At 53.7% G+C, this 25,434-nt stretch carries 25 protein-coding genes; 8 read left to right on the top strand and 17 right to left on the bottom strand.

Translation table 11 applies throughout. From position 1 onward, the window contains the following. Positions 1-153: 153 nt before the first annotated feature. A complete protein-coding gene (locus E0L35_RS07130) occupies positions 154-1,113 on the bottom strand; it encodes a LysR family transcriptional regulator (protein ID WP_027959811.1) in 960 nt (319 codons plus the stop codon). Positions 1,114-1,221: 108 nt separating this feature from the next. On the opposite strand from E0L35_RS07130, the gene E0L35_RS07125 reads away from it, so the two are divergent. Next, a complete protein-coding gene (locus E0L35_RS07125; protein WP_027959812.1) occupies positions 1,222-2,181 on the top strand; it encodes a sodium-dependent bicarbonate transport family permease in 960 nt (319 codons plus the stop codon). On the opposite strand, the gene E0L35_RS07120 is transcribed toward E0L35_RS07125, so the two are convergent. Continuing rightward, the gene (locus tag E0L35_RS07120) at positions 2,154-5,336 is read right to left on the bottom strand and encodes a multidrug efflux RND transporter permease subunit (protein WP_027959813.1); all 3,183 of its coding nucleotides are present in this window, start codon (positions 5,334-5,336) and stop codon (positions 2,154-2,156) included. The two genes, E0L35_RS07125 and E0L35_RS07120, sit on opposite strands and share 28 nt — an antisense overlap. Positions 5,337-5,342: 6 nt before the next feature. After that, on the bottom strand, positions 5,343-6,530 hold the full coding sequence (locus E0L35_RS07115) for an efflux RND transporter periplasmic adaptor subunit (protein WP_027959814.1): 1,188 nt from the start codon (positions 6,528-6,530) through the stop codon (positions 5,343-5,345). Between the two features lie 507 nt (positions 6,531-7,037). On the opposite strand from E0L35_RS07115, the gene E0L35_RS07110 reads away from it, so the two are divergent. Together E0L35_RS07110 and E0L35_RS07105 are read left to right on the top strand one after the other, a co-directional pair. Beyond that, on the top strand, positions 7,038-7,997 hold the full coding sequence (locus E0L35_RS07110) for an AraC family transcriptional regulator (protein WP_022520552.1): 960 nt from the start codon (positions 7,038-7,040) through the stop codon (positions 7,995-7,997). 443 nt (positions 7,998-8,440) lie between these two features. Then, on the top strand, positions 8,441-9,007 hold the full coding sequence (locus E0L35_RS07105) for a manganese efflux pump MntP family protein (RefSeq protein WP_027959815.1): 567 nt from the start codon (positions 8,441-8,443) through the stop codon (positions 9,005-9,007). Between the two features lie 121 nt (positions 9,008-9,128). On the opposite strand, the gene E0L35_RS07100 is transcribed toward E0L35_RS07105, so the two are convergent. The 5 genes from E0L35_RS07100 to E0L35_RS07085 form a co-directional block, all read right to left on the bottom strand. Continuing rightward, positions 9,129-10,016: a sigma-70 family RNA polymerase sigma factor gene (locus tag E0L35_RS07100; RefSeq protein WP_027959816.1), complete on the bottom strand. Its 888-nt coding sequence runs from the start codon at positions 10,014-10,016 to the stop codon at positions 9,129-9,131. Positions 10,017-10,031: 15 nt separating this feature from the next. Beyond that, positions 10,032-10,166 (bottom strand): hypothetical protein, encoded by a 135-nt coding sequence (locus E0L35_RS26835; protein ID WP_269318618.1) that lies wholly within the window; start codon positions 10,164-10,166, stop codon positions 10,032-10,034. A 45-nt stretch (positions 10,167-10,211) separates the two neighbouring features. Continuing rightward, positions 10,212-10,460 (bottom strand): Rid family hydrolase, encoded by a 249-nt coding sequence (locus E0L35_RS26440; protein WP_196518170.1) that lies wholly within the window; start codon positions 10,458-10,460, stop codon positions 10,212-10,214. Positions 10,461-10,526: 66 nt separating this feature from the next. Beyond that, a complete protein-coding gene (locus E0L35_RS07090; RefSeq protein WP_027959817.1) occupies positions 10,527-10,985 on the bottom strand; it encodes a carboxymuconolactone decarboxylase family protein in 459 nt (152 codons plus the stop codon). Between the two features lie 205 nt (positions 10,986-11,190). After that, the gene (locus E0L35_RS07085; RefSeq protein WP_212751668.1) at positions 11,191-12,756 is read right to left on the bottom strand and encodes an MFS transporter; all 1,566 of its coding nucleotides are present in this window, start codon (positions 12,754-12,756) and stop codon (positions 11,191-11,193) included. 93 nt (positions 12,757-12,849) lie between these two features. Here E0L35_RS07085 and E0L35_RS07080 point away from each other — a divergent pair, with 93 nt between their 5' ends. Beyond that, positions 12,850-13,638 carry a helix-turn-helix transcriptional regulator gene (locus E0L35_RS07080; RefSeq protein WP_022520558.1) on the top strand — a complete coding sequence of 263 codons (789 nt, stop codon included), beginning with the start codon at positions 12,850-12,852 and terminating at the stop codon, positions 13,636-13,638. A gap of 52 nt (positions 13,639-13,690) precedes the next feature. On the opposite strand, the gene E0L35_RS07075 is transcribed toward E0L35_RS07080, so the two are convergent. Continuing rightward, positions 13,691-14,623: an AraC family transcriptional regulator gene (locus E0L35_RS07075; RefSeq protein ID WP_022520559.1), complete on the bottom strand. Its 933-nt coding sequence runs from the start codon at positions 14,621-14,623 to the stop codon at positions 13,691-13,693. Positions 14,624-14,735: 112 nt separating this feature from the next. Here E0L35_RS07075 and E0L35_RS07070 point away from each other — a divergent pair, with 112 nt between their 5' ends. Continuing rightward, positions 14,736-15,953 (top strand): MFS transporter, encoded by a 1,218-nt coding sequence (locus E0L35_RS07070; protein WP_138799946.1) that lies wholly within the window; start codon positions 14,736-14,738, stop codon positions 15,951-15,953. Positions 15,954-16,071: 118 nt separating this feature from the next. Here the strand turns inward: E0L35_RS07070 and E0L35_RS07065 are convergent, their stop codons facing one another. Then, a complete protein-coding gene (locus tag E0L35_RS07065) occupies positions 16,072-16,422 on the bottom strand; it encodes a MerR family transcriptional regulator (protein ID WP_138799945.1) in 351 nt (116 codons plus the stop codon). 80 nt (positions 16,423-16,502) lie between these two features. Between E0L35_RS07065 and E0L35_RS07060 the strand changes: the two genes are divergently transcribed. Continuing rightward, positions 16,503-17,318 carry an aminotransferase class IV family protein gene (locus E0L35_RS07060; protein ID WP_027959819.1) on the top strand — a complete coding sequence of 272 codons (816 nt, stop codon included), beginning with the start codon at positions 16,503-16,505 and terminating at the stop codon, positions 17,316-17,318. A gap of 296 nt (positions 17,319-17,614) precedes the next feature. Here E0L35_RS07060 and E0L35_RS07050 read toward each other — a convergent pair whose 3' ends face one another. Beyond that, complete coding sequence (locus E0L35_RS07050; RefSeq protein WP_039859286.1) at positions 17,615-18,463, bottom strand: LysR family transcriptional regulator; 849 nt, start codon at positions 18,461-18,463, stop codon at positions 17,615-17,617. A gap of 139 nt (positions 18,464-18,602) precedes the next feature. Here E0L35_RS07050 and E0L35_RS07045 point away from each other — a divergent pair, with 139 nt between their 5' ends. After that, on the top strand, positions 18,603-19,271 hold the full coding sequence (locus E0L35_RS07045) for an NAD(P)H-dependent oxidoreductase (protein ID WP_027959821.1): 669 nt from the start codon (positions 18,603-18,605) through the stop codon (positions 19,269-19,271). 86 nt (positions 19,272-19,357) lie between these two features. On the opposite strand, the gene E0L35_RS07040 is transcribed toward E0L35_RS07045, so the two are convergent. From E0L35_RS07040 to E0L35_RS07015, 5 genes are all read right to left on the bottom strand, one after another. Then, a complete protein-coding gene (locus E0L35_RS07040) occupies positions 19,358-19,894 on the bottom strand; it encodes a YdeI/OmpD-associated family protein (protein WP_027959822.1) in 537 nt (178 codons plus the stop codon). Between the two features lie 147 nt (positions 19,895-20,041). Then, a complete protein-coding gene (locus E0L35_RS07035) occupies positions 20,042-20,806 on the bottom strand; it encodes an SDR family oxidoreductase (RefSeq protein ID WP_138799944.1) in 765 nt (254 codons plus the stop codon). A 286-nt stretch (positions 20,807-21,092) separates the two neighbouring features. Beyond that, on the bottom strand, positions 21,093-21,455 hold the full coding sequence (locus E0L35_RS07030) for a TfoX/Sxy family protein (RefSeq protein WP_138799943.1): 363 nt from the start codon (positions 21,453-21,455) through the stop codon (positions 21,093-21,095). A 314-nt stretch (positions 21,456-21,769) separates the two neighbouring features. Continuing rightward, positions 21,770-22,450 (bottom strand): glutathione S-transferase family protein, encoded by a 681-nt coding sequence (locus E0L35_RS07020; RefSeq protein WP_138799942.1) that lies wholly within the window; start codon positions 22,448-22,450, stop codon positions 21,770-21,772. Then, a complete protein-coding gene (locus tag E0L35_RS07015; RefSeq protein ID WP_035538570.1) occupies positions 22,447-22,875 on the bottom strand; it encodes a DoxX family protein in 429 nt (142 codons plus the stop codon). Before E0L35_RS07015 ends, E0L35_RS07020 begins: the two co-directional genes overlap by 4 nt. A gap of 114 nt (positions 22,876-22,989) precedes the next feature. Here E0L35_RS07015 and E0L35_RS07010 point away from each other — a divergent pair, with 114 nt between their 5' ends. After that, on the top strand, positions 22,990-23,859 hold the full coding sequence (locus E0L35_RS07010; RefSeq protein WP_138799941.1) for a LysR family transcriptional regulator: 870 nt from the start codon (positions 22,990-22,992) through the stop codon (positions 23,857-23,859). A 600-nt stretch (positions 23,860-24,459) separates the two neighbouring features. On the opposite strand, the gene ilvY is transcribed toward E0L35_RS07010, so the two are convergent. Then, complete coding sequence (gene ilvY, locus E0L35_RS07000; protein WP_009287237.1) at positions 24,460-25,338, bottom strand: HTH-type transcriptional activator IlvY; 879 nt, start codon at positions 25,336-25,338, stop codon at positions 24,460-24,462. Positions 25,339-25,434: the final 96 nt, after the last annotated feature.

The raw sequence follows: 25,434 nt of genomic DNA, 5'->3' as shown, positions 1-25,434 counted from the left end.
AGGTGCGACTGCATGAACCGAGTGCGATCTTAAGTACTCTCTTTAGTACTCTCTTAAGTGCGCTCTCAGGCTCTATCTTAATATCTTAGCTTAGCGCATAGGATCTACGTCGCTTTCAACGGGGATAATTGACGCTGTTTGTGAGTCAATGCATCAGCGTTCAGGCTTTAAGGCTTGGAGCAATTCAGCCACGGCCATCTCCCCTTCGGGCTCGTCAAACGCTTGTGCCAGCGAAGCTTGTACATAGCTCAAAAAACGAATGGCGGCGGGGGGTAAGCGGCGTTGCCGTCTGACCACAAAGTGCCAACGACTTTTCAGCGGAAAGCCCGGCAACGGCAGCTCTTGGACGCCGTTGGGCGAATCTGCAACAACGTGGCGAGACAGCACCGCTAGACCCATGTTTGACGCCACCGCTAGCCGAATAGCCTCGTTACTGGCGATCTGCTGGGTAGAGCGTAGCTCAATACCCGCACTGTACAGCCAGGCTTCAAAGGTATGCCGAGTCGCAGAGCCCGGTTCGCGCAGCAGAAATCGCTCCTCTTTGAGTGCGTCCATGCTGAGACCTTCTACGCCTGCCCAGCGGCAATGCTGCGGCCCCACCACTACCAATGGATTGCTCAGAAAAGGCGCGGCTAACACATCGTCATCAATGGGCGGGTGGCTAAATACGTAGATATCATCCTCATGGCGCTCAAAACGATTGAGCATCTGCTGGCGATTACCTATCTCCACCGTGACATCTACCTGGGGGTTAGCCTGACCAAACGGCCCTAACAGCCGTGGCAGTACATATTGCGCGGTGTTCACCAAGCCAATACTGAAGTGTCCGCGCCCTCCGCGGTTGTACTCCTCCAGGTACTGACTAAACACATCAGCACGGCTAAGCAAGTCCTGGCTGAGTTGATAAAGCGCCTGACCAACCTCAGTGGGCACCAGGCGCCCTTCCTCGTGGCGCACAATCGGTTCACCGACAATTTCTCTCAGCCGCTTTAGCTGCTGAGACACCGTGGGTTGGGTCAGGTGGAGCCGATTTGCCGTGGCCGTCAGTGAGCCTGTGCGAACCACGTCGGCATAGACCTGTAGCAAGCGAAAAGTGAGTTGTCGTACTTTCATAGCCAGCTCCATAGATAATCATCTATGACTATATAAATCTTATTTGTTTTCATCAATCTCTTTGGATCGCTAAAGTAACTGCTTTAAAACCCATCAAGGAGATTGTCCGTGCCGGATATTGTGGTGATGTTTTTTGTGCTAGGTGTGGTTGCCGGTGTGGTGCGCTCCGATCTTAGTATTCCCAAAGCCGCTTATGACATATTGAGCTTACTGCTGATGCTGACCATTGGCCTTAAAGGCGGCATGGCGCTGCATGGCAGTTTGAGCATATCGCTGCTGGTCGAGTTATCTGGCGTCACTCTGCTGGGGATCATCATTCCACTGCTTATCTTTCCGGTGGTTCACTATTTAGTACGGCTATCCATCGCCGACAGCGCCAGCCTTGCAGCCCACTATGGCTCCGTTAGCGCCGGTACGTTCGCCGTGGCCCTGGCGTATACTGAAGCGCATAGCCTAATAACAGGTGGGCAGGTGACGCTTTACCTGGTACTGCTCGAACTACCGGCCATCATGCTGGGCCTGTTGCTCTACCGGCGCTTCAGCCGTAAAAAGGCCGCTGACACAACGTCAGAGCCGATCAAAACTTCCGGGCTGTGGCACGAGACTCTGACCAATCGCGGTGTAATCCTGTTGGTGGGCGGTGTGCTTATTGGCTGGCTATACGGCCCAAATGCAGGTGAGTCAGTCACCGGGCTGTATACCAAAGCCTTCCATGGCATTCTGGCGCTGTTCCTGTTGGAGATGGGCTTGGTCGCGGCAGAAACACTGCGCAGCCTGCGGTGGGGGCACAGCCGTCTGATTATATTCGCGCTCGCGGCACCTATCGTGCTTTCCTGCTTTGGCCTGCTAATGGCGTACTGGCTAGGGCTACCCGCTGGATCAGCGGTTATTCTAGCCAGTCTCTCCGCCAGTGCCTCTTACATTGCCGCCCCCGTTGCTATTCGCGCCGCCATTCCAGATGCCAACATTGGCCTTGCCATGCTGGCATCTTTGGGGCTCACCTTCCCTTTTAACGTGTTAATGGGCATACCTCTCTATCATCAACTTTGGGCATGGCTGGTAGGGTGAGGTGAAGTGTCCAATGTAGCGCTATGATGGCTGACCAATGGGCCAGACAGTTTACGCAGCGCCACGTAGAACACCGGCGTGAGGAACAAGCCAAACAGGGTGACGCCGATCATGCCGGCAAACACCGCAGTTCCCAGCGCCGCCCGTACCTCGGCGCCTGCGCCGGTGGCAACTACCGAAGGCAACACCGCCGCGGTGAAAGCGATCGAGGTCATGATGATCGGCCGCAGGCGCAACCGGCAAGCTTCCAGGGCCGCTTCCACTACGCCCTTGCCCTGCAGTTCCAGCTCCCGGGCGAACTCCACGATCAGGATGGCGTTCTTACAGGCCAGGCCAATCAGCACCACCAGCCCCACCTGCACGAAGATGTTGTTGTCACCTCCGCCAAACCAGACACCAATCAGCGCCGCGAGCATCGACATGGGCACGATCAGAATCACCGCCAGCGGTAGCGTCCAGCTCTCGTAGAGGGCCGCCAACACCAGGAATACCAGCAGGATCGACAGCGGGAAGACCACTAGAGCCGCATTACCTTGGGTGGATTGCTGGTAGCTCAGGTCGGTCCACTCCAGCGCCATGCCCGGGGGCAGCACCTCTTCCGCCAGGGCGTTGATGGCATCCATCGCCTGGGCGGAAGAAAGCACGCGGGGGTCAAATTCGCCGGCCAGGTCTGCTGCTGGGTAGCCGTTGTAGCGCAATACCGGGTCCGGGCCGAAGGTTTGCTTGATATCCACCATCGTGCCGATGGGCACCATTTCCCCCTGGTCGTTACGGGTGCGCAGCCGGGCGATGTCCTCCACGCTGGCCCGGAAGGGGGCGTCCGCCTGGGCGATCACCTGCCAGGTGCGCCCAAAGCGGTTGAAGTCATTCACATAGGTCGAGCCAAGATAGGTCTGCAGGGTGTCGAACAGTTCGGTCAACGGCACGCCCTGGGCCTTGGCCCTTAGCCGATCCACCTCTGCATCCAGCTGCGGCACGTTGGATTGATAACTGCTGATCGGAAAGCCCATTCCGGGCGTTTGCGCAATCGCGCCCTGGAGTTGATTGACCGCCTGCTGCAGCGCCCCATAGCCAAGATTGCCGCGATCCTCGATAAACAGCTGAAACCCCGACCCATTGCCCAAGCCAAGAATCGGCGGTGGCATGAAGGAGAACGCAAAGCCTTCTTTCAGGCCGCCAATGCCCTGATTAATGCGGGCGTTTATCTCCGCGGCGCTAAGGCTGCGCTCACCAAAGGAACTGAGGGTAAGAAACGCCACTCCGGTGTTGGAGGTGTTGGTGAACTGCAGCGCGTTAAGGCCGGGAAAGGCAATGGCGTGCTCCACGCCCTCGGTCTCCATGGCAATATCCACAACATCCTGAAGCATCTGGTCGGTTCTCTCCAGAGACGCCCCTTCCGGCAGGATGACGCCCGCAATCAGGTACAGCTTGTCTTGCACCGGGATAAACCCGGGCGGCACTGCCTTGAACATCACGCCGGTACCCAGCAGCAACAGCGCGTAGACCACAAACACCGCGCCACGATGCTTCAGGGAACGAGCCACGCCGCCCTGGTACTTGTTGGAGCTGGCGTTAAAGAAGCGGTTGAAGGGACGGAAAATCCAGCCGAACAGCTTATCTATCACTCGGGTGAGTCGATCTTTGGGCGCGTCATGGGGCTTGAGCAGCATCGCCGCCAGCGCGGGCGACAGGGTCAGCGAGTTGACGGTGGAGATCACCGTGGAGATGGCAATCGTCACCGCGAACTGGCTATAAAATTGACCGGTCACCCCCGACAGGAAGGCCATGGGAATAAACACCGCACACAGCACCAGCCCCACGGCGATAATGGGCCCGGAGACTTCTTTCATGGCCTGATGAGCAGCGGCCTGGGGCTTCAGGCCCTCCTCGATGTTCCGCTCCACGTTTTCCACCACCACGATGGCGTCGTCCACCACGATACCAATAGCCAGCACCAGCCCAAACAGGGTCAGCGTGTTGATAGAGTACCCCAGCAGGTAAAGCGCCCCAAAGGTGCCGATCACCGAGACCGGCACCGCCAGCAGCGGGATAATGGAGGCCCGCCAGGTCTGCAGGAACAGCGTGACCACCAACACTACCAGCAACACGGCCTCCAGTAGGGTGGCTATCACTGACTTTATAGAGTCATTAACAAAGATCGTAGTGTCGTAGACCGCTTCGTACTCAACACCTTCAGGGAACTGCTCGGACAGCTCCTCCATGGTAGCGATCACCTGCTCTCGGATATCCAGCGCATTGGCACCCGGTGCCTGGAATATTCCCACCCCCACCGCGTTGTTGCCGTCCAACTGCGAGCGCAGCGTATAGTCCCCGGCGCCCATTTCCAGCCGGGCCACATCCGAAAGCCTGAGTATCTCGCCGCCCTCGCCGCGCTTCAGCACGATGTCGCCAAACTCCTCTACTGTTTCCAGCCGCCCTTGGGCGTTGATCAGGGTAAGAAAGTCACTATCTTCAATGGGCTCAGCTCCCAACTGCCCGGCGGAGACCTGTACATTTTGTTCACGCATGGCCCCCACCACATCACTGGCCGTCAGGCCACGGGCAGCTATTCGATCAGGATCGAGCCACGCCCGCATGGCGTAGTCCCCTCCGCCGAAGATTTGCGCGTCCCCGATCCCTTCGATCCGGGCCAGCCGGTCACGGACATTCAGTCGCACATAGTTGCGCAGGTAGAGGGTGTCGTATTCACCGCTGGGCGAGGTCAGGTGAACGACCATCAGAAACGTTGGCGACTGCTTCTGGGTGGTGACGCCTTGCCGACGCACGGCTTCCGGCAGTCGGGCTTCCGCCTGGCTGACGCGGTTCTGCACCCGAACGGCGGCCTGCTCAGCATCGGTACCAGGGCGGAAGGTGACGGTCATTTGCAGCACACCGTCAGAGCCCGCCACGGACTTGAGGTACATCATATCCTCAACGCCGTTGATGGCTTCTTCCAGTGGCGTGGCGACCGTTTCGGCGATCTCCTTCGGGTTAGCGCCGGGGTAGACCGTGCGAACGACCACTGATGGCGGCACCACGTCCGGGTACTCGCTAATGGGCAGGTTGGGTATGGAGATCAGCCCCACCGCTAGAATAATGATCGACAGCACCGCTGCAAAAATCGGTCGATCCACAAAGAAACGCGAGAAATTCATGGCGGTCTAGTCCTCCCTGGCAGCAATGGCGGGTTGGGCGTCAGCAGCCGGGGCGGCGGGCACCGTTTGGGGGCTCACTTCCATACCCGGCATGAAGACTTTTTGCACCCCGTTGACGATCACCCGGTCGCCGGCAGCAAGCCCTTCGCTGATGACCGTGCGTTCATCCACCCGGCGCCCTGTGTCGACCTGGCGACGCTGGGCGAGGTTGTTCTCATCCACCACGTAGACGTAGCGGCGATCCTGGTCGGTCAGGACCGCCTTGCCATCCACCAGCAACGCTTGGTCCAACCGCGCGACCGGCATTTCGACCCGCGCAAACTCCCCGGGCCGAATGCGGCCATCCGGGTTGTCCAGCACTGCCCTGAATTGCAGGGTACCGGTGTTGGGGTTCAAGCGGTTGTCGATAAAGTCCAGGGTGCCTTTGTACTGGCGCTGCGGGTCGCCGCCCAGCTCGATATTCAGGCTGTTCGACGCGTCACCGGTGAGAAGTGTCTGGCTGGCAAACGCGGCCTGCTCGTCGGCCTCAAAGTAGACGTGGATCGGATCAATGGTGACCAGCGTGGTCAACAGACTCTGGTCGGCGTTGGCTAAGTTACCGCGAGTGACCATCGCCCGACCGACGCGGCCACTGACCGGTGCTGTAATGCGGGTGTATTCAAGGTCAAGCTCGGCGGTCTGCAACGCTGCCTCAGCAGCATCGACCATGGCACGCGAATTACTCAGGGCCGATTGACGCTGGTCATGCACTTCCTGGGAAATGGCCTGACGCCCCAGCAACACCCGGGCGCGTTCAGCTTCACTGCCAGCCTGAACCTGCTGGCTCCTGGCCTGGGCAAGATCCGCTTGGGCGGCGTTAACACGGGCCTGGTATGGGCGTGGATCGATCAAGAACAGCAGATCTCCCTGCTCTACCAGCTCTCCCTCCTCGAAAGCGACTTCCTGGATATAGCCGCTGACTCGCGACCTTAATTCAACCGTTTCAGCCGCTTCCACCCGCCCGGTGAATGACTCACTCAACACCACTGGCTGAGCGGTCACTTCTGCCACCTCGACTTCTGGGGGTGGCGGGGGCGATGCAGAAGCCGCCTCCTCACTCTTGGCTTCGCAGCCGGTAAGCAAGGCCATCAGCAGCAGGAACAGGAATATCGCCCGGCTGCTTGCAAAGCGGGTTCTTAGAGACAGACTTCCCATGATTACTTGCTCCAGTGGCTATCGGACGCCGATAGCAGCATTCGTTATATAACGCCTCACCGCGCTGGCGGTTGGCATTTAATTAGTCGGTTCAGCACGATCCATTTCGACATTGCCCTACGGCTTCCACCGTGAGGGGGAGTCTCAGACCGGTAGCGTTCTTGAAAGACGCTCTGGTCATACGGAGGACAGGCAAGCCCGCAGCACCAGGCTGCGGGCTTAGCGCCCATCAGACGCTACCTACAATAGGCGGTACGAGCGCGAGGGAGGTATCGTGTTCCTGCGGAAAGCTTGCCTGTTTCTGTCACGGGCAGAGAGCGGCCCAATAAGCAGGCCCAATCAAACAAACGAACGATTTTCGGACTTGCACAGCATGACGGTCAGGTGACAGCTGATGCGGGTTGTCGATTTCTACGGGGTACTTGCCTGATCCTGCAGAATCAAATGAAAAAGCCTACGATTTATAAATCGAAGGCATATACTGCGAACTAATAGGGAGGAAAGCCATTGACCACTATCTTGCCTGAGCAGATTGTCCAGCTCAGCGACAACCTGTCGCAACAGTTAATCAGCGTTGCCCGTCGCTGGAGCCCACTTGAAGAGCTTCAGGATACGGCGATTGCCGAAGTGCAACTGGTGCGCGCTGACGCCCCTACCAGCTTTCACTGTGCGGTATACGAGCCGTGCCTGTGTTTTGTCATTCAAGGCAGCAAGACCGTGCTACTAGGTGACAAGGAGATCGTCTACACCGGGCCCAGCTACATGGGTAGCGCCGTTTACCTACCGGTGGTAGGCAGGATTGACCATGCCACCCCGGAAAAGCCCTACTTGGCGGTAAAAGTCTCGGTGGATCCCCAGGAGGTAGCAGGACTGATACTGGAACTGGGCGACACAGCGCCGCCCGCGGGAAATGATACTATCTGCTCCGAGACGGACTGCGGATTAAAATCGGCCCCCATGGATGCACGCATGCAGGGTGCACTTTATCGATTGTTGAGCCTGCTCGACTCCCCGGAAGACATCAAGGTGCTTTCCCCCTTGGCCCGTCGGGAGTTGATCTATCGGGCACTCATGGGTGCCATGGGGCCTCACATGCGCCGGTTTGCCGCCTCCGACTCCCAGGCCAACCGGATTGCGCGGGTCATCTATGCGCTTAAAGAGCGCTACACGCAACCGCTCAAGATCCGTGAACTGGCAGCAACCGCCAACATGAGTGAATCGACGCTTTACCATAGCTTCCGGCAAGTCACACGCATGTCGCCCCTGCAGTACCAGAAGAAACTTCGCCTGCACGAGGCCCGACGACTCATGCTGGCCGAAGGGCTCGAGGCGGCTACCGCCAGCTACCGGGTAGGTTATGAAAGCCCTTCCCACTTTAGCCGCGAATACAGCCGCATGTTCGGTGCGCCACCCCGAGCTGATGTTATTCAACTGCGGGCAGCGGGAACAGCACCGCAGACTGCATGACTTCCAGTGTGATCGGCTTCTGGTTTTCCCGATGATTCTGATAACGGCTATTTAGTCTTTTATAACTTCAAGCCACTTAATATTGAATTATTGCAACTAAATTACCAGCAACAATAACGCTATAGATGACTATAAACCCTTAACCTTAAAAGCACATCACAATGTCATTAAACATGACAAACACAATAGGTTCACATCTTTCGCACAAGCCGCAAAAAGTATATTAAAAGCAAACAAAATCAGCTAACACACACATTGTTAGCCAAGGCTATATTAGTTCACTATTACAAACTTAATTTTTAAGACTCTGTCTTGTTTGTTTAATAAATCGTGGTAGGATTCATCGCTATTGAATACCCGACTTTTACACTCAAGCATAGTATTACTACTCTGCCACTGGGTAAATGTGCGCGGTACTTTTCCAGCGAGCGAGTTCACACTCCATGACACCGATTACCCTGCTGTTTCTGGCCGTATCCATGTCGGCGGATGCCTTCGCCGCCTCCATCAGCAAAGGCGCCGAGCTGCAAAAGCCACGGTATCGTCACGCCATCGGGATTGGCCTGGTCTTTGGTGTGATCGAAGCCATTACCCCGGTACTCGGCTGGGTAGCGGGCAAGGCATCTCAGCAGTATGTGCAAGCCTGGGATCACTGGGTGGCCTTTACCCTGCTGACGCTTATCGGCCTTCACATGATGCATGCCGGGCTCAAAAAGGAAGACAAGATAGAGCATCGCAAACAGACGCTCTGGTTATTGGTGTTGACCGCCACAGCAACCAGCATTGATGCCATGGCTGTGGGCGCCAGCCTCGCCTTTATCGATGCCAATATCATCGCCATCAGCCTAGCTATCGGCCTCGCTACTACGGTAATGGCCTCTATAGGCACTTTTCTGGGCAATAAGCTTGGCAAGTTCGTCGGTCACTGGGCAGAACTTATCGGCGGTATTGTGCTAATCGGAATTGGCTTAGCAGTATTGGCCGAGCACACAGCTTTTTTTAATGCTTAACCAGCAATTTATAACCTTGACCTCTTTTAAACCTGAAAGTCCTTCTTAAGCGATTGAGCTTTTACACATGAAGCTGTCGTAAAAGAAAAGCTTGAGAAAAATCTATTTACTTAACTAAAGACTAAAGCTGCGGTAGCTGGTCAGCCAAGTGGCATAATTTATCCGGATTACGCACAACGTAAAGTGCCTGGATACGACTATCCACGACCTCCAGAGTCATGACCTGAGGTAGCCCATCGTGTTCGATCGTTAACCACCCCGGAAGCCCATTGACAATTACATGACTTACCCAGCAAGGGTTGGATGACGTCGACTTGTGGGCCAAGCCTGCAAAGAACCGGCTTATTTTATCTGCGCCGATAATGAGTCTGCGTACAGCAACTCTCTTGCCGCCTCCATCGGCATGCAGCGTCGCGCTGGCGCTCAACAAAGCCTTCAATTCGGTGACGTCGCCACTGCGTGCTGCTTCAAAGAAGCGTTGGGTCAGTTGGCTGTGCTCTCCAGCCGCCACCTGATAGCGCGGGCGTGCGGCCCGCACCTTTTTGCGAGCCCGGCTGGCAAGTTGGCGACAGCTTGTTTCACTACGTTCGAGGCTGATGGCGACCTGACCAAAATCCAGCCCGAACACATCGTGCAGTAGGAAAGCAGCCCGTTCCAAAGGCGACAGCCGCTCCAGCGCCAGCATCAGGGCGAAAGAGACATCGCTGGCTAGCGCCTCGGGGTCTACCGGAGTATCCAGCGTTTCCACCAGCGGTTCAGGCAACCAGGGGCCCACATAAACCTCCCGTTGCCGATGAGCTACCCTAAGGCGGTCAAGACAAAGCCGGCTGGTGACAGTGGTCAGGTAGGCACGCACATCGTTCACCGAAAGGTGGTCAGCATCATGCCAGCGCAGGTAGGCATCCTGTACCACATCCTCCGCTTCGCTCACCGAACCCAGCATTCGATAGGCGATACCGGTCAGATAACGGCGCCAGTGATTAAACTGGCGCGCGAATTGTTCCGTCATGGTGCCTGACTCCCGTTACTCAAGAACGGCGGTCGCGTCAACTTCAAACAACATACCATCCAGCGCTAACCGCGGTACCGGCACAAGTGTTTGCGCAGGCAGCGCATCGCCAAAGGTCTCCTTCACATAGCGGGTCATAACCTCCAACATCGAAGGATCATAATTGACGACATAGGTGTTAATACGAGTAACCTGTTACGGGCTCGCATCAAGTTCTTGCAACACAGTTCTAAGGTTGCGATAAGCTTGGGCAACTTGATCCGCAAACGACTCAGGCAGTACTCCCTGGGCATTTTCGCCTCCCTGACCGGCAATGTAGGCAACCCGGCTGCCTCCGCTGGCAACCACCGCGTGGCTATAGCCGTTAGGTGCAGGATCATAAAGTTCATCAGAATTGACGATGGTTGTTGTCACTCCACCTGCGTGAGCTGTGTTCAGCGCCATAGCGATAATTCCCCATTTAAAGCGTTTTATGATGCAACAAAACATACCACTAACCCTCAGCTCTGATTACTGACGGCTTTGGGTTTCATTCGGATGAAGCGAACGAAACCCCACACTAATGCGGTTCCAGACGTTAATCGCTCCAATCAGTAAGGTAAGGTCAACGAACTCTTTCTCGGTAAAATTCGCCACGCCCTGCTCGTAATCCTTCGTAGGAGCGCCTGTGTCGGGTAGCTTTGTCAATGCCTCGGTCCAGGCCAACGCCGCCCGTTCCCGTGGCGTATAGAGAGTGGACTCGCGCCAGGCAGACAGCAGGTAAAGGCGTGCCTCGCTCTCACCCGCTGCGCGGGCATCGCTGGTGTGCATATGCAGGCAAAATGCACAGCCATTGATCTGAGAGGCGCGTGTTTTAACTAGCTCAATCAGACTAAACTCCAGTCCACAGTGGCGAACGTACTCCTCTAGCTTAGTCATCGCGGTAATGCCCTCTTGAGAGGCTTTAAAGGCGTTCAGGCGTGTTTCCATTGTCTTGCTCCTCTGTTTTATATGGAGTGGAAAGCTATCCACCGGTCGTTCTACAGAGGTAGACGGAACAGCCTTAATGTTTGTGACATGGTGAGAAATAATTTAGAAAATAAAACGCCTGGGAGACGAGGAGTACGCCAAAGCATTGGCTAGTGGCCAGGGCATTTCGGATACTTATCGCTATCTCCCCTACCCTGTGGGCCACTCAATCACTCTCTTTTCCAACGGCTTTCACATGCCGTAGAGTAACGGCTGATATCAACGCAAGCGCCAAAAGGGTGGCGCCACTTACTACGGCGGCCATATTCATACCTTGCGTAAACGCAGACTGGGCTTGTTCAAGTATCCCATCGGGAAGTCGTTCAGCAACTGACGTTGTTGCCCACAAGCTTTCTCCAAGGGCACGGGAGATATCGTCTGGCATCCCGTTAGGGATCGCACTGGCAATCTGCACGCGATACAACAGGGTCGCCATGCTGCCGAGAAGTGCTACGCCTAGTGCCACCCCCAACTCTTGAACCATCTCGGACATCGACGATGCAGACCCGGTTTTTTCCGGAGGTGCAGACCCTACCACCAAGTCTGTGCCCAGCGCGGCGATGGTACCCAGCCCCAGGTATACCAGTGAAAATCCGATTACGACCTGGAGTACCTGAACGGAGAGTGGGTCTACTTGAGCCAGAAAACCACAACCGATGCTTGAAAGCATAAACGCTAAAGCAATAACAAACGCTGGCCGAATTCGGCGCGCAAAGATAGGGGCAAGGATACCGGCTAGTACCATCATCAGCGCTGGCGGCCCCATCCACAACCCAGCAATCAGCGGCGTGTAGCCCGCCACTAGCTGAAGATATTGGGTAACTAAGAGCATCATTCCTGCCACGCCCACCAGCCCTATCAGGAGTATAAAAAGGGCGGCAGTGAAGGTTTTACTGGCAAACAGTTTGAGATCAAGCAGTGGATCGAGAAGCTGCTTTTGGCGACGCACAAAGAACTGTGTTCCCACTACGCCTAGTGCGAGAGTAACCAATACCAGTGGCGTCAATCCTGCTTTAGAGAACTCCTTTATGGCATAGATACTTGGCAAAATTGCTATCAACAGCAACAGAACACTCAAAAGATCCAGACGGCCTGCCTGTGGGTTACGGTACTCCGGCAGGAGTAATGGGGCAGTTAACAACAGTATGATGACGATGGGCACGGCAATTAGGAAAGCGGCTCCCCACCAAAAGGGTGCTAACAGCAACCCACCGACCACCGGGCCTAACGCCATACCCAGTGCGAACATGGTTGCCCATATACCGATCGCCAGTGCCCGCTGGTGCAAATCAAAAAACATATTGCTAATCAGGGCCAACGTAGAAGGCATCAGGGTTGCTCCGGCAATACCCAGTGCTGCCCGCGCCACAATGAGCCACTCGGCATTGGATGCATAAGCTGCAAACACCGACGCGACCGCAAACGCAGAGGCTCCCATCATCAGTAGCCGACGCCGGCCAATCCGATCCCCTAGCGTGCCCATAGTGATCAGAAAACCGGCGATCATGAAGCCGTAGGCGTCCATAATCCACAGCGCCTGGGTACTGCTTGGCTGTAGCTCTACCGCCAGGGCTGGAAGCGCCAAGTAGAGAATAGTTACATCGAGCCCAAGCAGCATGGTGGGCAGTGCCAATACCGCAAGCCCCGCCCACTCTTTAAGGCCAGCCTTGTTATAAGGCCGTCCTCCTGCAACCGTATAGAGAGGGGTGTGAACATCACAATTGAATGACATGTAGCCTCCGACTTCATCATGGAAGCAGGCATTCTCAGACACTCAATATGGGGTTACAATATAGCCAATTATCCTATTACCAAAGGTAATAGCATGTCGAATCATAGGCTTGAACGAACACAGAGTGATCTCACCGAATTCATGCTGCGGCATCGTCGCAAATTGACGCCCGCGGACGTTGGACTTCCCACCAGCGGGCGAAGGCGTACACCGGGCCTAAGGCGAGAAGAGGTTGCGGCGCTTGCTGGGGTAGGACTGACTTGGTACACGTGGTTTGAGCAGGGCCGTGACATTAAGGTCTCCGAACGCTTCCTGCTCAATATCTCCCGTGCCCTGAAACTGGATGATGCCGAGTGCTGTCATCTTTTTCTGTTGGCACACCGCCGAGCGCCGCCAGCAGAAGCGTATCAAGAGCAGAGCATATCTCCCCGGATACGATCGCTGATGGATGATCTCTCTCGCCCTAGCTACGTCATGAACCTGCGCTGGGATGTTATTGGCTGGAATGCGCAGGCCGATAAGCTACTTCAGTTCAGCAGCCGAGAGGCGTCTGAACGCAACCTGCTAAGGATGGTATTTACCGCCCCCGATCTACGCCGACGACTTCCTGACTGGCAACTGGATGCCTCGCATATGCTGGCGCAGTTTCGTTGTGACTTAGCTGTCGCCCCTGAAGACCCGATCATGCAAACGCTGATCGACGAGCTTTGTCAGTTATCTCCAGACTTTCGGCGCTGGTGGGAAGCTTCAAGTATGGAAGGCTACCATCGAGGAATCAGCAGCCTCCTCGATACAGAGGGCGGGCATCATACTTATACCCATGAGACGCTAATCGTTGATGAGCACCGTCATCTCAAGATGGTTGTTTACTTCGACAGCTAAATCGTTCCTATGCCATCTTCTTTCACGGAATATTGAAGAGAAGACTCAACCGTCACACGGTCTCTGCTTCACGTGCCTCACTCGGCGGGTGTCCAATAATGCGTTTGAACGCGCGACTGAATGAGGCTTCAGAGTCATAGCCAAGCCGGTTCGCGGCCACGGCGATGCGCATATTGTCCCGCGCTATCCACTGTCGAGCCTGAAACATCTTTACCCGCGCCACATACTTGGCGGGAGTCACCCCTAACATCCGGCTGAACTTATCGTTAAAGCTTGAGCGCGAAGCTCCCATGACATCCGCTAACTCGGCGACTGACCAATCGCGCTCCGGCTGCGTATGGATGGCTACCAGCACCTTGCCGAGTTGTGGGCAGCGCACGGCTGCAATCCAGCCGCTAGAGTCGCTGCAGGCACACTCAATCCAAGCACGAATAATAGTGGCGGCCAGCACATCGGCCAAACGGGCAAGTATGCCGCAGGCACCGATTCGATCCAGGCTAATTTCTCGCTCCATTGCCTCCAATAAGGCAGGTACCGAGGGATCACGTTTAGCCAAATCGCTAGCGCGCATCATGTCAGGCATTATCGCAATCAGAGGGTGTAGCGGGTCGAGATTGAAGTGCATGGCGCCACAAAAAAGCACATCCGGCTCAATATCACTCTCTTTTGACTCACTGTTCACCAGATAAATATTCTCGGAGACCGGCCTACGAGCCAACGTAGCCTTATCCACTGCAGGCACGTCCTGCGAGCTGGCCATTACGTAGGACGCTCCACGCGGAAAGAGCACCGCATCGCCAGCGTTCAGGTATGTCCACTCGGTTGTCTCGGTACGCAACCAACACCCGCCTTGAGCCACAAAAAGAAAAAGTGCTGCTGGCTGGGCAGAGGTTGCGACGGCCCAAGGGGCGCGCAGCAGGCAGCGCCCATACTCCACGCCCTCAAGGCGCAGGCCGAGCAGAATTTCAGTTAAGGTGTCGCGCATATTAATGAACCCGGTTTGGACAAATAGTCATTCTTTACGGATTTTATATCATAGAAAAGCCAAACCCTTAATTTTACACTGCAGCTTCAACTAACACTTTAGTAGGCCTGCAATGAACGACACTACTTGCTCCGCTAGCCCGTCATTACTAACGGCAACACCCACCGCTGAACCTACCTCAGCCAATTGGATGGGCATTGTCAGCCTCGCGCTGGGGGTTTTTGGTTTAGTGACTGCCGAATTTTTACCGGCCAGCCTGCTGACGGCCATGGCAGCGGATCTCAACATCTCCGTTGGCGCCGCGGGCCAAGCGGTCACGGCTACTGCTGCAGTAGCTGCGCTTGCCGCGCTAACAATCCCACTTCTGACCCGCAATTTTGATCGCAGGTTTGTGCTGCTTTTTTTAACGCTGCTGCTTGTCGTTTCCAACGCTTTGGCGGCAACGGCGAATAGCTTTTTTGTTTTAATTTTTGCTCGAGTACTGCTGGGAATTGCCTTGGGAGGGTTCTGGTCGATGGCCGCTGCCCTGGCAATGCGCATGGTGCCCGACAATCTGTTTGCACGCGCCATGTCTATTGTTTTGACCGGCGTGTCTGTCGCTACCGTTTGTGCAGCACCTTTGGGCGCCTATATCGGTGGTCTCTGGGGGTGGCGAAGTGCGTTTATTGCCGCTGGTTTCCTTAGTCTAATAACGCTCGTGACTCAGCTTTTCACCATTCCCGCTATGCCGCCAAAAGACAACCCAAGCCTGCGCACTCTCTTCCAACTGCTTAAACGCACGCAGGTTCGCGTTGTGCTGTTAGCCGTAGTGCTGATGATTTCAGGCCATTTTGCCGGATTTACCTACATACGACCGCTCCTTGAAGAGGTGGCGCAATTATCCGTCAGTGCAATCTCTGCAGTACTGCTCGGCTTTGGTATTGGTGGTTTTTTTGGCAATTTCGCCGGTGCATTTATCGCGGAGCGTAGCGAGCGCAACGCCATTATGTTTGGTGGGGCACTCATTATTGCGATCACCATTACGCTACTGTTCGCGGGTAGTTTGGCCAGCGTTACTGCCGTGTCTATCGCACTGTGGGGGTTTGCTTTCGGCGCTTTTCCCATCGGATTTCAAACATGGATAGTTCGTGCCGCGCCGGATCAAGTTGAAGCTGCAGGGGGCTTGATAGTTGCCGCCTTTCAGGTTGCTATCGCCAGTGGCGCTATAGGCGGCGGCATACTAGTGGATTACCTCGGCGCGCTGGGTGGGCCCCTATTAGTCCTGATCACTACCAGCCTGGGAACCCTGCTTGTGCTGTCATTTGGGCCACGCTCACAAAGCCCGGCCTGATAGCAAGAGAGCCGGGAGTAGTGAGACTTCCCGGCTCCTCAGTTGACTAGACCACCCAGCGGAAATGCGGTGATTCAAGCGTTACATGCCTCTTGCAGTTCCCGTTACCCACTGTTCATCACCGTTCAATATCGCACAGGAAACTCTCCAGAATGGCACGGCTTTGGGCCAGTTTGGCTGCTTTCTGGTCGGCAAACTCAATTTGTTCGTGCAAGACATTGCGTAGTTCGTCACAGAGCTCGAAGACTGGGCCCTCCCCTCTCACACACGGTAGGAATTGCTTGATGGTTGCCAGAGTCATGCCTGCTGAACCGAGCAGTTTGATCCGCTCGACAGTGCGAATCTCACCCTGCCCGTAATGACGGTACCCATTGGTGGCGCGCGTTGGCTTAAGCAAACCTTCCGCTTCATAGTAGCGCAGCATGCGAATGCTTACTCCGGTGCGTTTTGCCAGCTCGCCTATTTTCATTTCACTCTATTGACTCTTACAGCGCTGTTAGGGTTTAGGGTAGTGATTCTTCACTGCAAGTTCAATCAGGAGTCACTGCTATGTCCACTAACGCCAGCAATTTTCAGGCCCATATTAATGGGCAGCCAGCCACTCTTTCAGAGCTGATACCCCTGGCCTTTGCAGGGTTTGCCCATTTCACGGCCATGCAGGTACGAGATCGAGAGATCAAAGGGCTAGATCTTCATCTTGCCCGTCTGCAGAAAGCGTCAAAAGAGTTTTTTGGAAAGATGCTTCCCGAAGAGCAGCTAATCTCCTACATCAGAACAGCTATTGATGAAGGCCCGAAAGACCAGTCATTAACGGTTACTCTCTTCTCCAGCCACGGTGAATTCACCGCGGCCAGCATGGATGCGGAGCCAGACGTGCTCGTCCGTAGCAGCGCACCGGCTAATGGCCCTAAAGGGCCGTTGAGGCTGAGTAGGGTAGATCACGAGCGACCTCTAGCTTCTATCAAGCACGTTGGTGAGGCGGGCAAAACCTACTATCTACATCAAGCTCTGCGCCAGGGTTTCGACGATGCAGCCTTTGTCGACCGCCATGGGCGATTGAGCGAGGCAACCATCTGGAACCTTGCCTTCTGGGACGGTGAGACGGTGATCTGGCCACAGGCAACGATATTGCAGGGCACCATGATGGGTATTGTTCAACGCCAACTAAACCGCCTCGGTATTGCCCAGCGCCACGAGGAGATCACCATTGAGCGTCTTCAGGAACTGCCCGGTGCCGCGGTGATGAATTCATGGACACCTGGGATCGCAGTCACTGCCATTGCTACCACTGCTTTTGCAGAAATAACCCCGTTCATCAGTCTGCTTCATAAAGCCTACCAAGCTGAGCCCAACAGTGTGTTGTAGGGGGTCTTTCCATATAGCGCGGAATCTGAGACAACACCATCGATTTTCCAGCGTTGTCTCAGCAAGCTCTTCGGCAAAGTGCATTGCACATTGCCCCCCCGCCACCACAAGAGTGAACACGGCCTTTCCGTTCAAACGTTGCAATCAACAGACCAGTTGCTCGCTCAATGCTGGTAAGCGCACCTTTATTTAACAAAAGGCTTTCAAGGGCCTGCATGTAGGCTCGCTTGTATGTGTTGAATTGCCATGCCTTACTCACTCTTATAAGGGTAGATTTAGCAAACACAATGTTAAATTTAATTAACTTTAGACTTAAGCCAATCGACAAAGGCCTGCATTTTGGCGCTATGCTGCCAACTTTGGGTCGGGATGTAGTAACACAGCATTGAATCAACGCCTTGATACGACATTGGCTGCAATGTGTTAGCTTTCACAAAGTCAGAAACCAGAGTCTCTGAACAAAACACCAGCCCTTTCCCAGCAATAGCTTCATACACGCCATAGAGCTCCTGATCAAAATATCTTATTTCAAAGTTTGGAAGAGACTCCCCATTTTCCATTAACCAGCTTTCCCAAGGTGAATCCGGTAATTTACTATTCTTCCATTTAGTCAGGTAGACAATAGGAGGCTTATCCGCTGTGATAGAGTTGATAAAAGAAGAGCCTCCATACACGTTAAAACGTTCTTTTTTCAATAAGCTTGACTCATCAACACGGGTTACGTCTCCCAAACGGATAGAGAGGGCATTAATTTTAGATGCCACCACTTCACCTGTTGATATTTCAACATCAATATTTTGATAGATTTTATTGAAATCATGTAATAACGGAATTAACACCAGGGCAGCAAAGGATGAAGTGGTATCAACATTCAGCCGTGATGCCCCTGACTTTATATTATCTAGCGCAGTCTGAATTTTCTGCAGACCTGCTGTTGTTGCCTCAGCGAGCTGGTGCCCCTCTGAAGTTAATATCACTTTTCGGTTTTTTCGGTTAAACAGCCGCACTCCCAACCTACTCTCAAGGTTGCTGATGTGGTGCGACACACCTGCTGGCGTTATCGACAGCTCCTCAGCGGCATCTTTAAAGCTCCCCAGTCGAGCTGCTGCTTCAAACACCTTAATCGCTTGCAATGAAGCCTTCACCGCCAGCCCCCCATTTTGGACTCAATCTCGTTTCTCAATAGGTAAGTTTTACTCATCTATCGAGCCAGTTTATTCATTTGTCGCAGTATTGGCAAAAAGGCAGCATAGCCACTCCACATCACTATCCGTCGAGCCCACTATGCACACATTACTTCATATAGACGCCAGCGTACGCAAGACGTCCAACCCAAACCCCGACCACAACTCAATATCAAAGCGCATTGCTATGCAGTTTGTTGATAAATGGAGGTCTGCTAAAAGTACAGATAATTACATTTATCGTGATATTGGCTTAAATCCACCAGCTTTCATTGACCAAGACTGGATAGGCGCTGTGTTTACTCCGGATGACCGAAAAAGTTCTGAGCAACGCGAAAAACTGGCTTTATCAGATCAGCTATTTAACGAGTTATCTCAAGCGGATGTCATTTTAATATCTTCACCTATGTATAACTACGGCATGCCCGCCCCTCTTAAAGCATGGTTCGATCAGGTAATGCGTATAAATAAAACATTTAGCTTTGACTTGGCTCGTGGCGACCATCCTATAGAGCCACTTTTGTCTGGAAAAACACTTATTTTAGTGACCTCATGCGGAGAATTTGGGTTTGGGCCAGGAGGTGAACGTGAGCATATGAATCACCTCGGGCCACACATTAAAACATTGGGCAGATACTTGGGTGTCGAGTCATTTTATGAAATAACGTCAGAGTACCAAGAATTTGGGGACGAAAGGCATCAGGAATCAGTTGCTAATGCGCTTAAAAATGCAGGATTACTAGCGACTGATTTGGCTAGCAAAGCATAAATCCTTAAGCAGTAGTAGGGCAGTGCAATATGCGCTGCCCTGCTTAAAAGCTATTAATCTTGAACAGTAATACAGAAACTGCAACGCTAACCTGCCGTTTTAGGTGGGCTAAACGCTTTACTGTAATAGCCAGATGGATCGAAGCAGCAAACGCGGCGCTTTCCAGAAGCAAGCATGTCGCAAGCATCGAGAATCCGCTTCGCTCGAGTCTTGGACTGCTTGGCGGACGTAATCCAATGAATCCAGTCCAGGCGAGCAATCGTCGTGGTATCGCTCCAAACGGCTTGAGCTTCTGGAGACTCTGCAAGGGCATCCTGCAAATCAGCGGGCACCTCGGGTTCAGGCTCCTGCTCTACGGGCGTAATCTCAAAGGTGACATCGTCGCCACTGTTAACGCCTGCCGATTCAAGCAGCTCTTTACTTACCCGCAACCAATGGCTCAATTGGCCGTCCGGTTCAAGAGTAGCCTGGAAGGCATAAGTATTGAGAGTGCCCTCTACCGTTGTCCTGCCTCGCCGTGGGAGCTTCTCACTCACGCTTTTGGGCAGCACGACAAAAGCCCATGAATTATCGCTATCCTGCTTGGCGGGCCGAAGAAGCGTTGCTTTAAACTGAGATGTCATAGCTCTTTGTATCCTATTTTTAGTGTGGCAATTAACAGTACTCCAATCAAAAGGGGCAGCCCCTCCTTCAGAACGGGCTGCCTGTGGCATGCTGCTGCATAGCTCAAGGCCCCTAATCCTGATTATAGTCAGAGTGAGGCCCTATATTCAGACGCGATTTATTGATACTCCACCATCTGCCAATAGTGCCGTTCCGGTCGTAAAGCTGGATGCATCTGAAGCCAGGTAGAGTGCGGATTGAGCAATCTCTTCAGGCTTTGCCGTCCGCTTCATTGCATGTAGGTTGGCTACGAACGCTAATGCTTCGGGAGTGTTGGCAAACTCCCTGGCTGCAGCAGTATCCGTGCCTCCCGGTAGTAGCGCATTCACTCGAATGTTATCAGAGCCATATTCACAAGCGAGTACTTGCGTCAGCCCGATTAATCCCGCTTTACTGGCCGCATAAGCAGCCATGCCTGGCATTCCAGCGCTATAGCCAACAAATGTTGAAGTGAAAATTAACGAACCACCGCCACTCGTTAGCATGGCCGGCAGTTGATACTTAGCTGCCAGAAAAGCGCTCGTTAAATTGGTCGTGATCACCTGATTCCAATCGGCCAACGACATCTCGGGCACCGGCCCCATCGCACCTAAAATGCCTGCGTTGTTAAATGCCGCGTCCAATTGACCAAACCTCGCGAGCGTCTCGTCAACGAGCTTTCTGGCGAAATCCTCATCACCTACGTCGCCAGCAACCGCTAACGCTTGGCCACCCTCCTCTTTTATAGCGTCGACCAACGCATCCAGCTCTGCCTCTCTTCTGGCAGCTACCACTACAGTAGCCCCCTCCTTAGCGAAAAGTCGGGCAGTCGCATAACCGATGCCTGCGCTGGCACCAGTAACAATGGCGACTTTATTTTCGAGTGCTTTCATCTTTGTGACCTCCATCACTGTTCAAAAGAAGGAACAACCCTCCACCAACAGCGAAGATCATAAGAGGTCGTTTACCCAGCGCCGACCCGAAACTTGCTATATTACGCGGGTACGCAGATGCTGATTACATCAGAGTCCTGTTATGGCGCAGCGAGCCGTTGCTTATACTGCTCCGGAATAAGTCCACGATGTAACTAAAAGGTGTCGGCTTATATGGGTCATTACAACGAAAATTTGGGCGGATGTTTAGTCTATTCTACTCTTTGATAGAGATATAATTACCTATTTACTTTCTCTTTACTCTGGCCTTACCCTTCAGGCGTTTCGCCCGCAAGGCAGTTTCATAAGCACGATCGGCCCATTCCTGGGCATGAACTGGATTTTCAAAGATTTCCTCGGGTGCAGCGTAATAAGCCATTTTCACCCTTTTACCCCTCTTCTCGTATTCAAACTGCTCCATGCCCAATTCGATAAAGGAGCCTACCGAACTTTCATCCGCTTTGAGGTAAAGAACATCATCGGCGACGAGCGCAAACATAAGACCATCGCGATAAACGCCATATCCTCCAAACATGCGCTTAGTTTCTATTGCACCAAATAGCGCAAATACGTCGCTGAGGTTTGCGATAAATTCGCTGGTAGCTTTCATTACCCTAAAATCCTATTTCAGCCGCACTGCATAGCAGCATTGTATGGAATATTAAGACTGGAATGGACTGACTTCGCTTTAAACGAAAGTTGAGTCAAAATCATTCCAGCTCAGCAAGCCGAGCTATTACTAGATTTCTTAATAATTTTTCATCAATTTTCCAGTCACTAGGAATTTGAAATAATTTTTTCTTAACAACGTATTTCTAAGCCTGAGTGAAATCCAGAATTTCCTTTACCAATTCATCAGGCGTCTCTTCAATAATCAAGTGTCCGGCATCCTCAATATAGTCATAAGACCTGGCAAGTTCCCAATCACTCATGAGCCACGCCTGTTACCAGCGTGGACATATAGCTTCCCCGGTTCTGAATATAGGCCAACAGGCGCTCAGGGTAGTCAACGGTGACAGCCTGCCGGATAGACTCGCGAGATCGCAGATGGCCTCGCCAGCGCTGAACGTTCCCCGCTTCCCGAGACAAATCCAGCCCTATCACCGAATCAAATACGTCAAAATACCTGAAAATCGGGCCATAAACGGCATCGATGATCCGAAAGTTATGTCCGGAAAAATAGGGGCCATTGCCCAGCCGTTCATCCAGTTGTAAAAGCCCCTTCCGTAACATCGCGAGCGCGGCACTGAACCTCTCCTGTGTCGGGGCGTTATAGAGTTGAGCGATGCTGCTCAGCAGGCCGGATCCGAATTCGATCCAGGCGCGATGATCGGCACGCTCCAATGGATCTTCCGGATGCAGTGAGCCCGGAGTAACCTCATTCAGGTATTCGCAGATCACCGCAGACTCGAACAAGGACTGCCGTGCTCCGACCACCAGTACCGGCACCTTTCCCAGCGGGGAAATTTGCCGGAACCAATCCGGCTTGTCGGCCAGGTCGATGTCCGTGCGACGGTAAGGAATTTGTTTCTCATGCAGCACAATGACCGAGCGTTGTACGTAGGGGCAAAGTACATGGGTGATGAGTTCGAATTCTGGGCTCATTGGTGAGGCTCCTTGTGGTGAACAAAAGATTGTCGGGCGTTGAGCGCATATTGTCCGTCGCCCAGACACAGCTGAACCACGGCCATGGCGGTCAGAAACAACGGGTACTCCCAGCCACCTCCGGTATTGGTAAAAAGCCAGCCATTGCCGGCATGTACCCAGGTAGCGCCCAACAAGACGGGTATTACCGCTAATGCCCATACCCGGCTGTGCCAGCCTGCGATGAGGCCTGTTCCGGCCAGGACTTCGATCAGGAATACCCCGTACGCCAGCAGGCCAGGCAGGCCGACACTGTCAAAGAATTCGGCGGTACCGGGCAGAGTGAAGACCACCATTTTCAGATAGAGGCTGTGAGCCAGAAGCACCAACCCGAGTGATAGTCGCAGTATCAGGGCGGCCAGTTGGGGGGTTAATCTGTCTAACATCTGCGTTCTCCTTGGCATTGGTTTCGGGTTCAATATCGCTCTTGCATCTGGCGAATGGAATTCACGATACCAGCAAGTTAAAATTGCATTTTTGCAAACACTGGGAAAACCCTGATGGACTGGAATGCACTGAAGATATTTCTCGCCATCGAACAGGCGGGGTCTCTGGCTGGCGCGGCTCGGGCGCTGGGTGTGAACCATTCGACCGTGTTTCGCCGGTTGAACGCCCTCGAGAAGGATCTGGGCTCCCGTCTGTTCGAACGCCAGTCCGGCGGCTATGCGCTGACACCTCTGGGGGAGGAGCTGAGAGATATCGCCAATCGCGTCGATGGCGCCTTCAACGATATGGAGCGTCACATTGCGGGTCGCGACGTGCAGCCGAAAGGTAAAGTACGGATCACCGCGCCCAACAATCTCGCGTACAGGTACCTGCCGGATTATCTAGCCGACTTCAATCGGAGCTATCCGGATATCAAGGTCGAATTGTTGGTCAGTAATCTCGAGGTCAATATGAACAGTCGGCAAGCGGACATTGCAGTTCGCGTTACCGATGCTCCGCCAGAGCATCTAGTTGGCCGACAAGTGCGGTCTATAGGTTGGAGTGTTTACGGCAGTGCGGCCTACAGGGAAAAATACGGCTTTCCGGACGACTTGGACGCTTTACAGCATCATCGTCTAATCGGTGCCAGCGGTGGTATGCAGCACTTACCAGCTTTCGTCTGGGTGGAACGCAATTTGGCGCAGTGTGTGTCGGCGCGCAGCGACGACCTGGTGGCTATGTCTTCACTAGCCCAGAGTGGCCACGGCCTGGCCCTGTTGCCGAACGATCAGCAGAGACCAGAACTGGAAGCCCTGTTCGCTTTACCGCCAGGCAAGACATCGAACCTGTGGCTGCTAACTCACCCGGATCTGCGCCAGGTGGAACGCATCAAGCTGGTAATGCGCCACCTGGCAGACGACTTTGCCGGAGACCATCGTCTGTAATCTCGCGGAAAAGTGAAGAGGGCCGAAGCGGCGTTGGGCAGGATGACGCCGGGGATCGATATTGATAGCCTTGAAACCGAGGTTGCGGGCTACCTTCTCAAGGGCAGAGGCCATACAGGCACCAATACCGTGGCGCCGGTACTGCGGTGCGACCATCCCCCCACTCACCCACGGCGAAAGAGGTCTGTGTGTTGTGATGGACTCTGACTTAAGCGCTACAACACCGCAAGGTTCCGAGCCGACAAATGCCACGAGGCCGACAGGCAATTGATTGCGGTTTGAATACGCCATAAGATCTCGGCGCGCATTACCGGGGCTAGCTACGCCATAATATCCGGGCCATTCTGTTTGGAGCAGCCGCTCAAGGGCGAGCCCCATTGTTAATTGCTTTTGCTCTCAACGTGCTTCTTAACATTGTTAAGAATACCGAGCCAACCCTGCTTTTGCAGATCCGCTGAATATTCATCTTCAACTTCAAACGTTTCTATGAGCTAAACGCTATGCTGTGTTTCTATAAATTGCACCTCAACCGCTCGGCCATCTTCAAGCCTATAGTGAATCGATTTATAGGGGTTATTCTATGAATCCAGGCTTACAGGCCTACATCAAGCTCCAAAATGCATCGACCAGCGGGTTTTTTAAGTTTTTCTTTAACGTAAACAAGCCAATATCGTAGGGTTCCAGCTCAGGCTTCACATCAAGCACCCGAATACGATCCTTCAATGGGCTGTTATCGAGCACAATTTTTGGCACTACGCCAATGCCGAAGCCCAAGCTCACCATACTTACAATCGCCTCATTGCCCGTGACCTGTGCATAAATGCGCGGGGCAATATCGCGTTGGCGAAACCATTCGTCCACACGAGTTCTTGAGACACCGCTTTCAGATAAAATCATCGGGATATTCGCCCACTCTCCGGGTGCGGTTGGCGAGGTCGTGGGAATATTTGGCACTTGCTGCTCAAGTGGTGCGATAAATAACAAAGGCGACGTGGCAATGGGCTTGAATGCTAACCCGCGAGGTAAGTTTGCGGGGCGTGCCGCGATGCTGAGGTCTTCTTTACCGTCCAGCACATGCGCAATCGCGTGTTCTGGATCCCCTGTGCGCAGCTTTATTTCAATCGCAGGATAGGCGATACGAAAGCGGCGCAGCAGCTCGTACAGAAAACTGTAGCTCGCGGTGACTGAACCGTACAAGCTGATTTCACCGCTTAATTGATCAGAGTTGTCAGTTAACTCATGGCGGATCAAGTTCCACTGGCTGCTGGTATCGCGCGCGTATTTAAGAAATTTCTGGCCTTCCTGGGTCAATGCCACAGTCCGATTGTCGCGATTAAACAGCGGTACACCCAGCTCGTCTTCTAAATGACGAATGTTGCGCGACAGCGCAGAAATGCTGATATGACACTCATCGCTGGCGCGTCCAAAATGCAGCGTTTCTGCCAGGGCAAGGAATTGTTTTAAAAGTTTAATATTCATAATAAGACCGACGCTCCGCGACTGCGCTTGTGGCGATGTCCGAATACTAACCGACAGTTGCGAAAAATGGGACGTGTTATTGCAAATATATCAATT

This window comes from Halomonas sp. ATBC28 (assembly GCF_005937175.1).
GTDB lineage: Bacteria > Pseudomonadota > Gammaproteobacteria > Pseudomonadales > Halomonadaceae > Vreelandella > Vreelandella titanicae.
The sequence above is the reverse complement of the archived record's forward strand: the minus strand, read 5'-3'. Positions and strand labels throughout refer to the sequence as shown.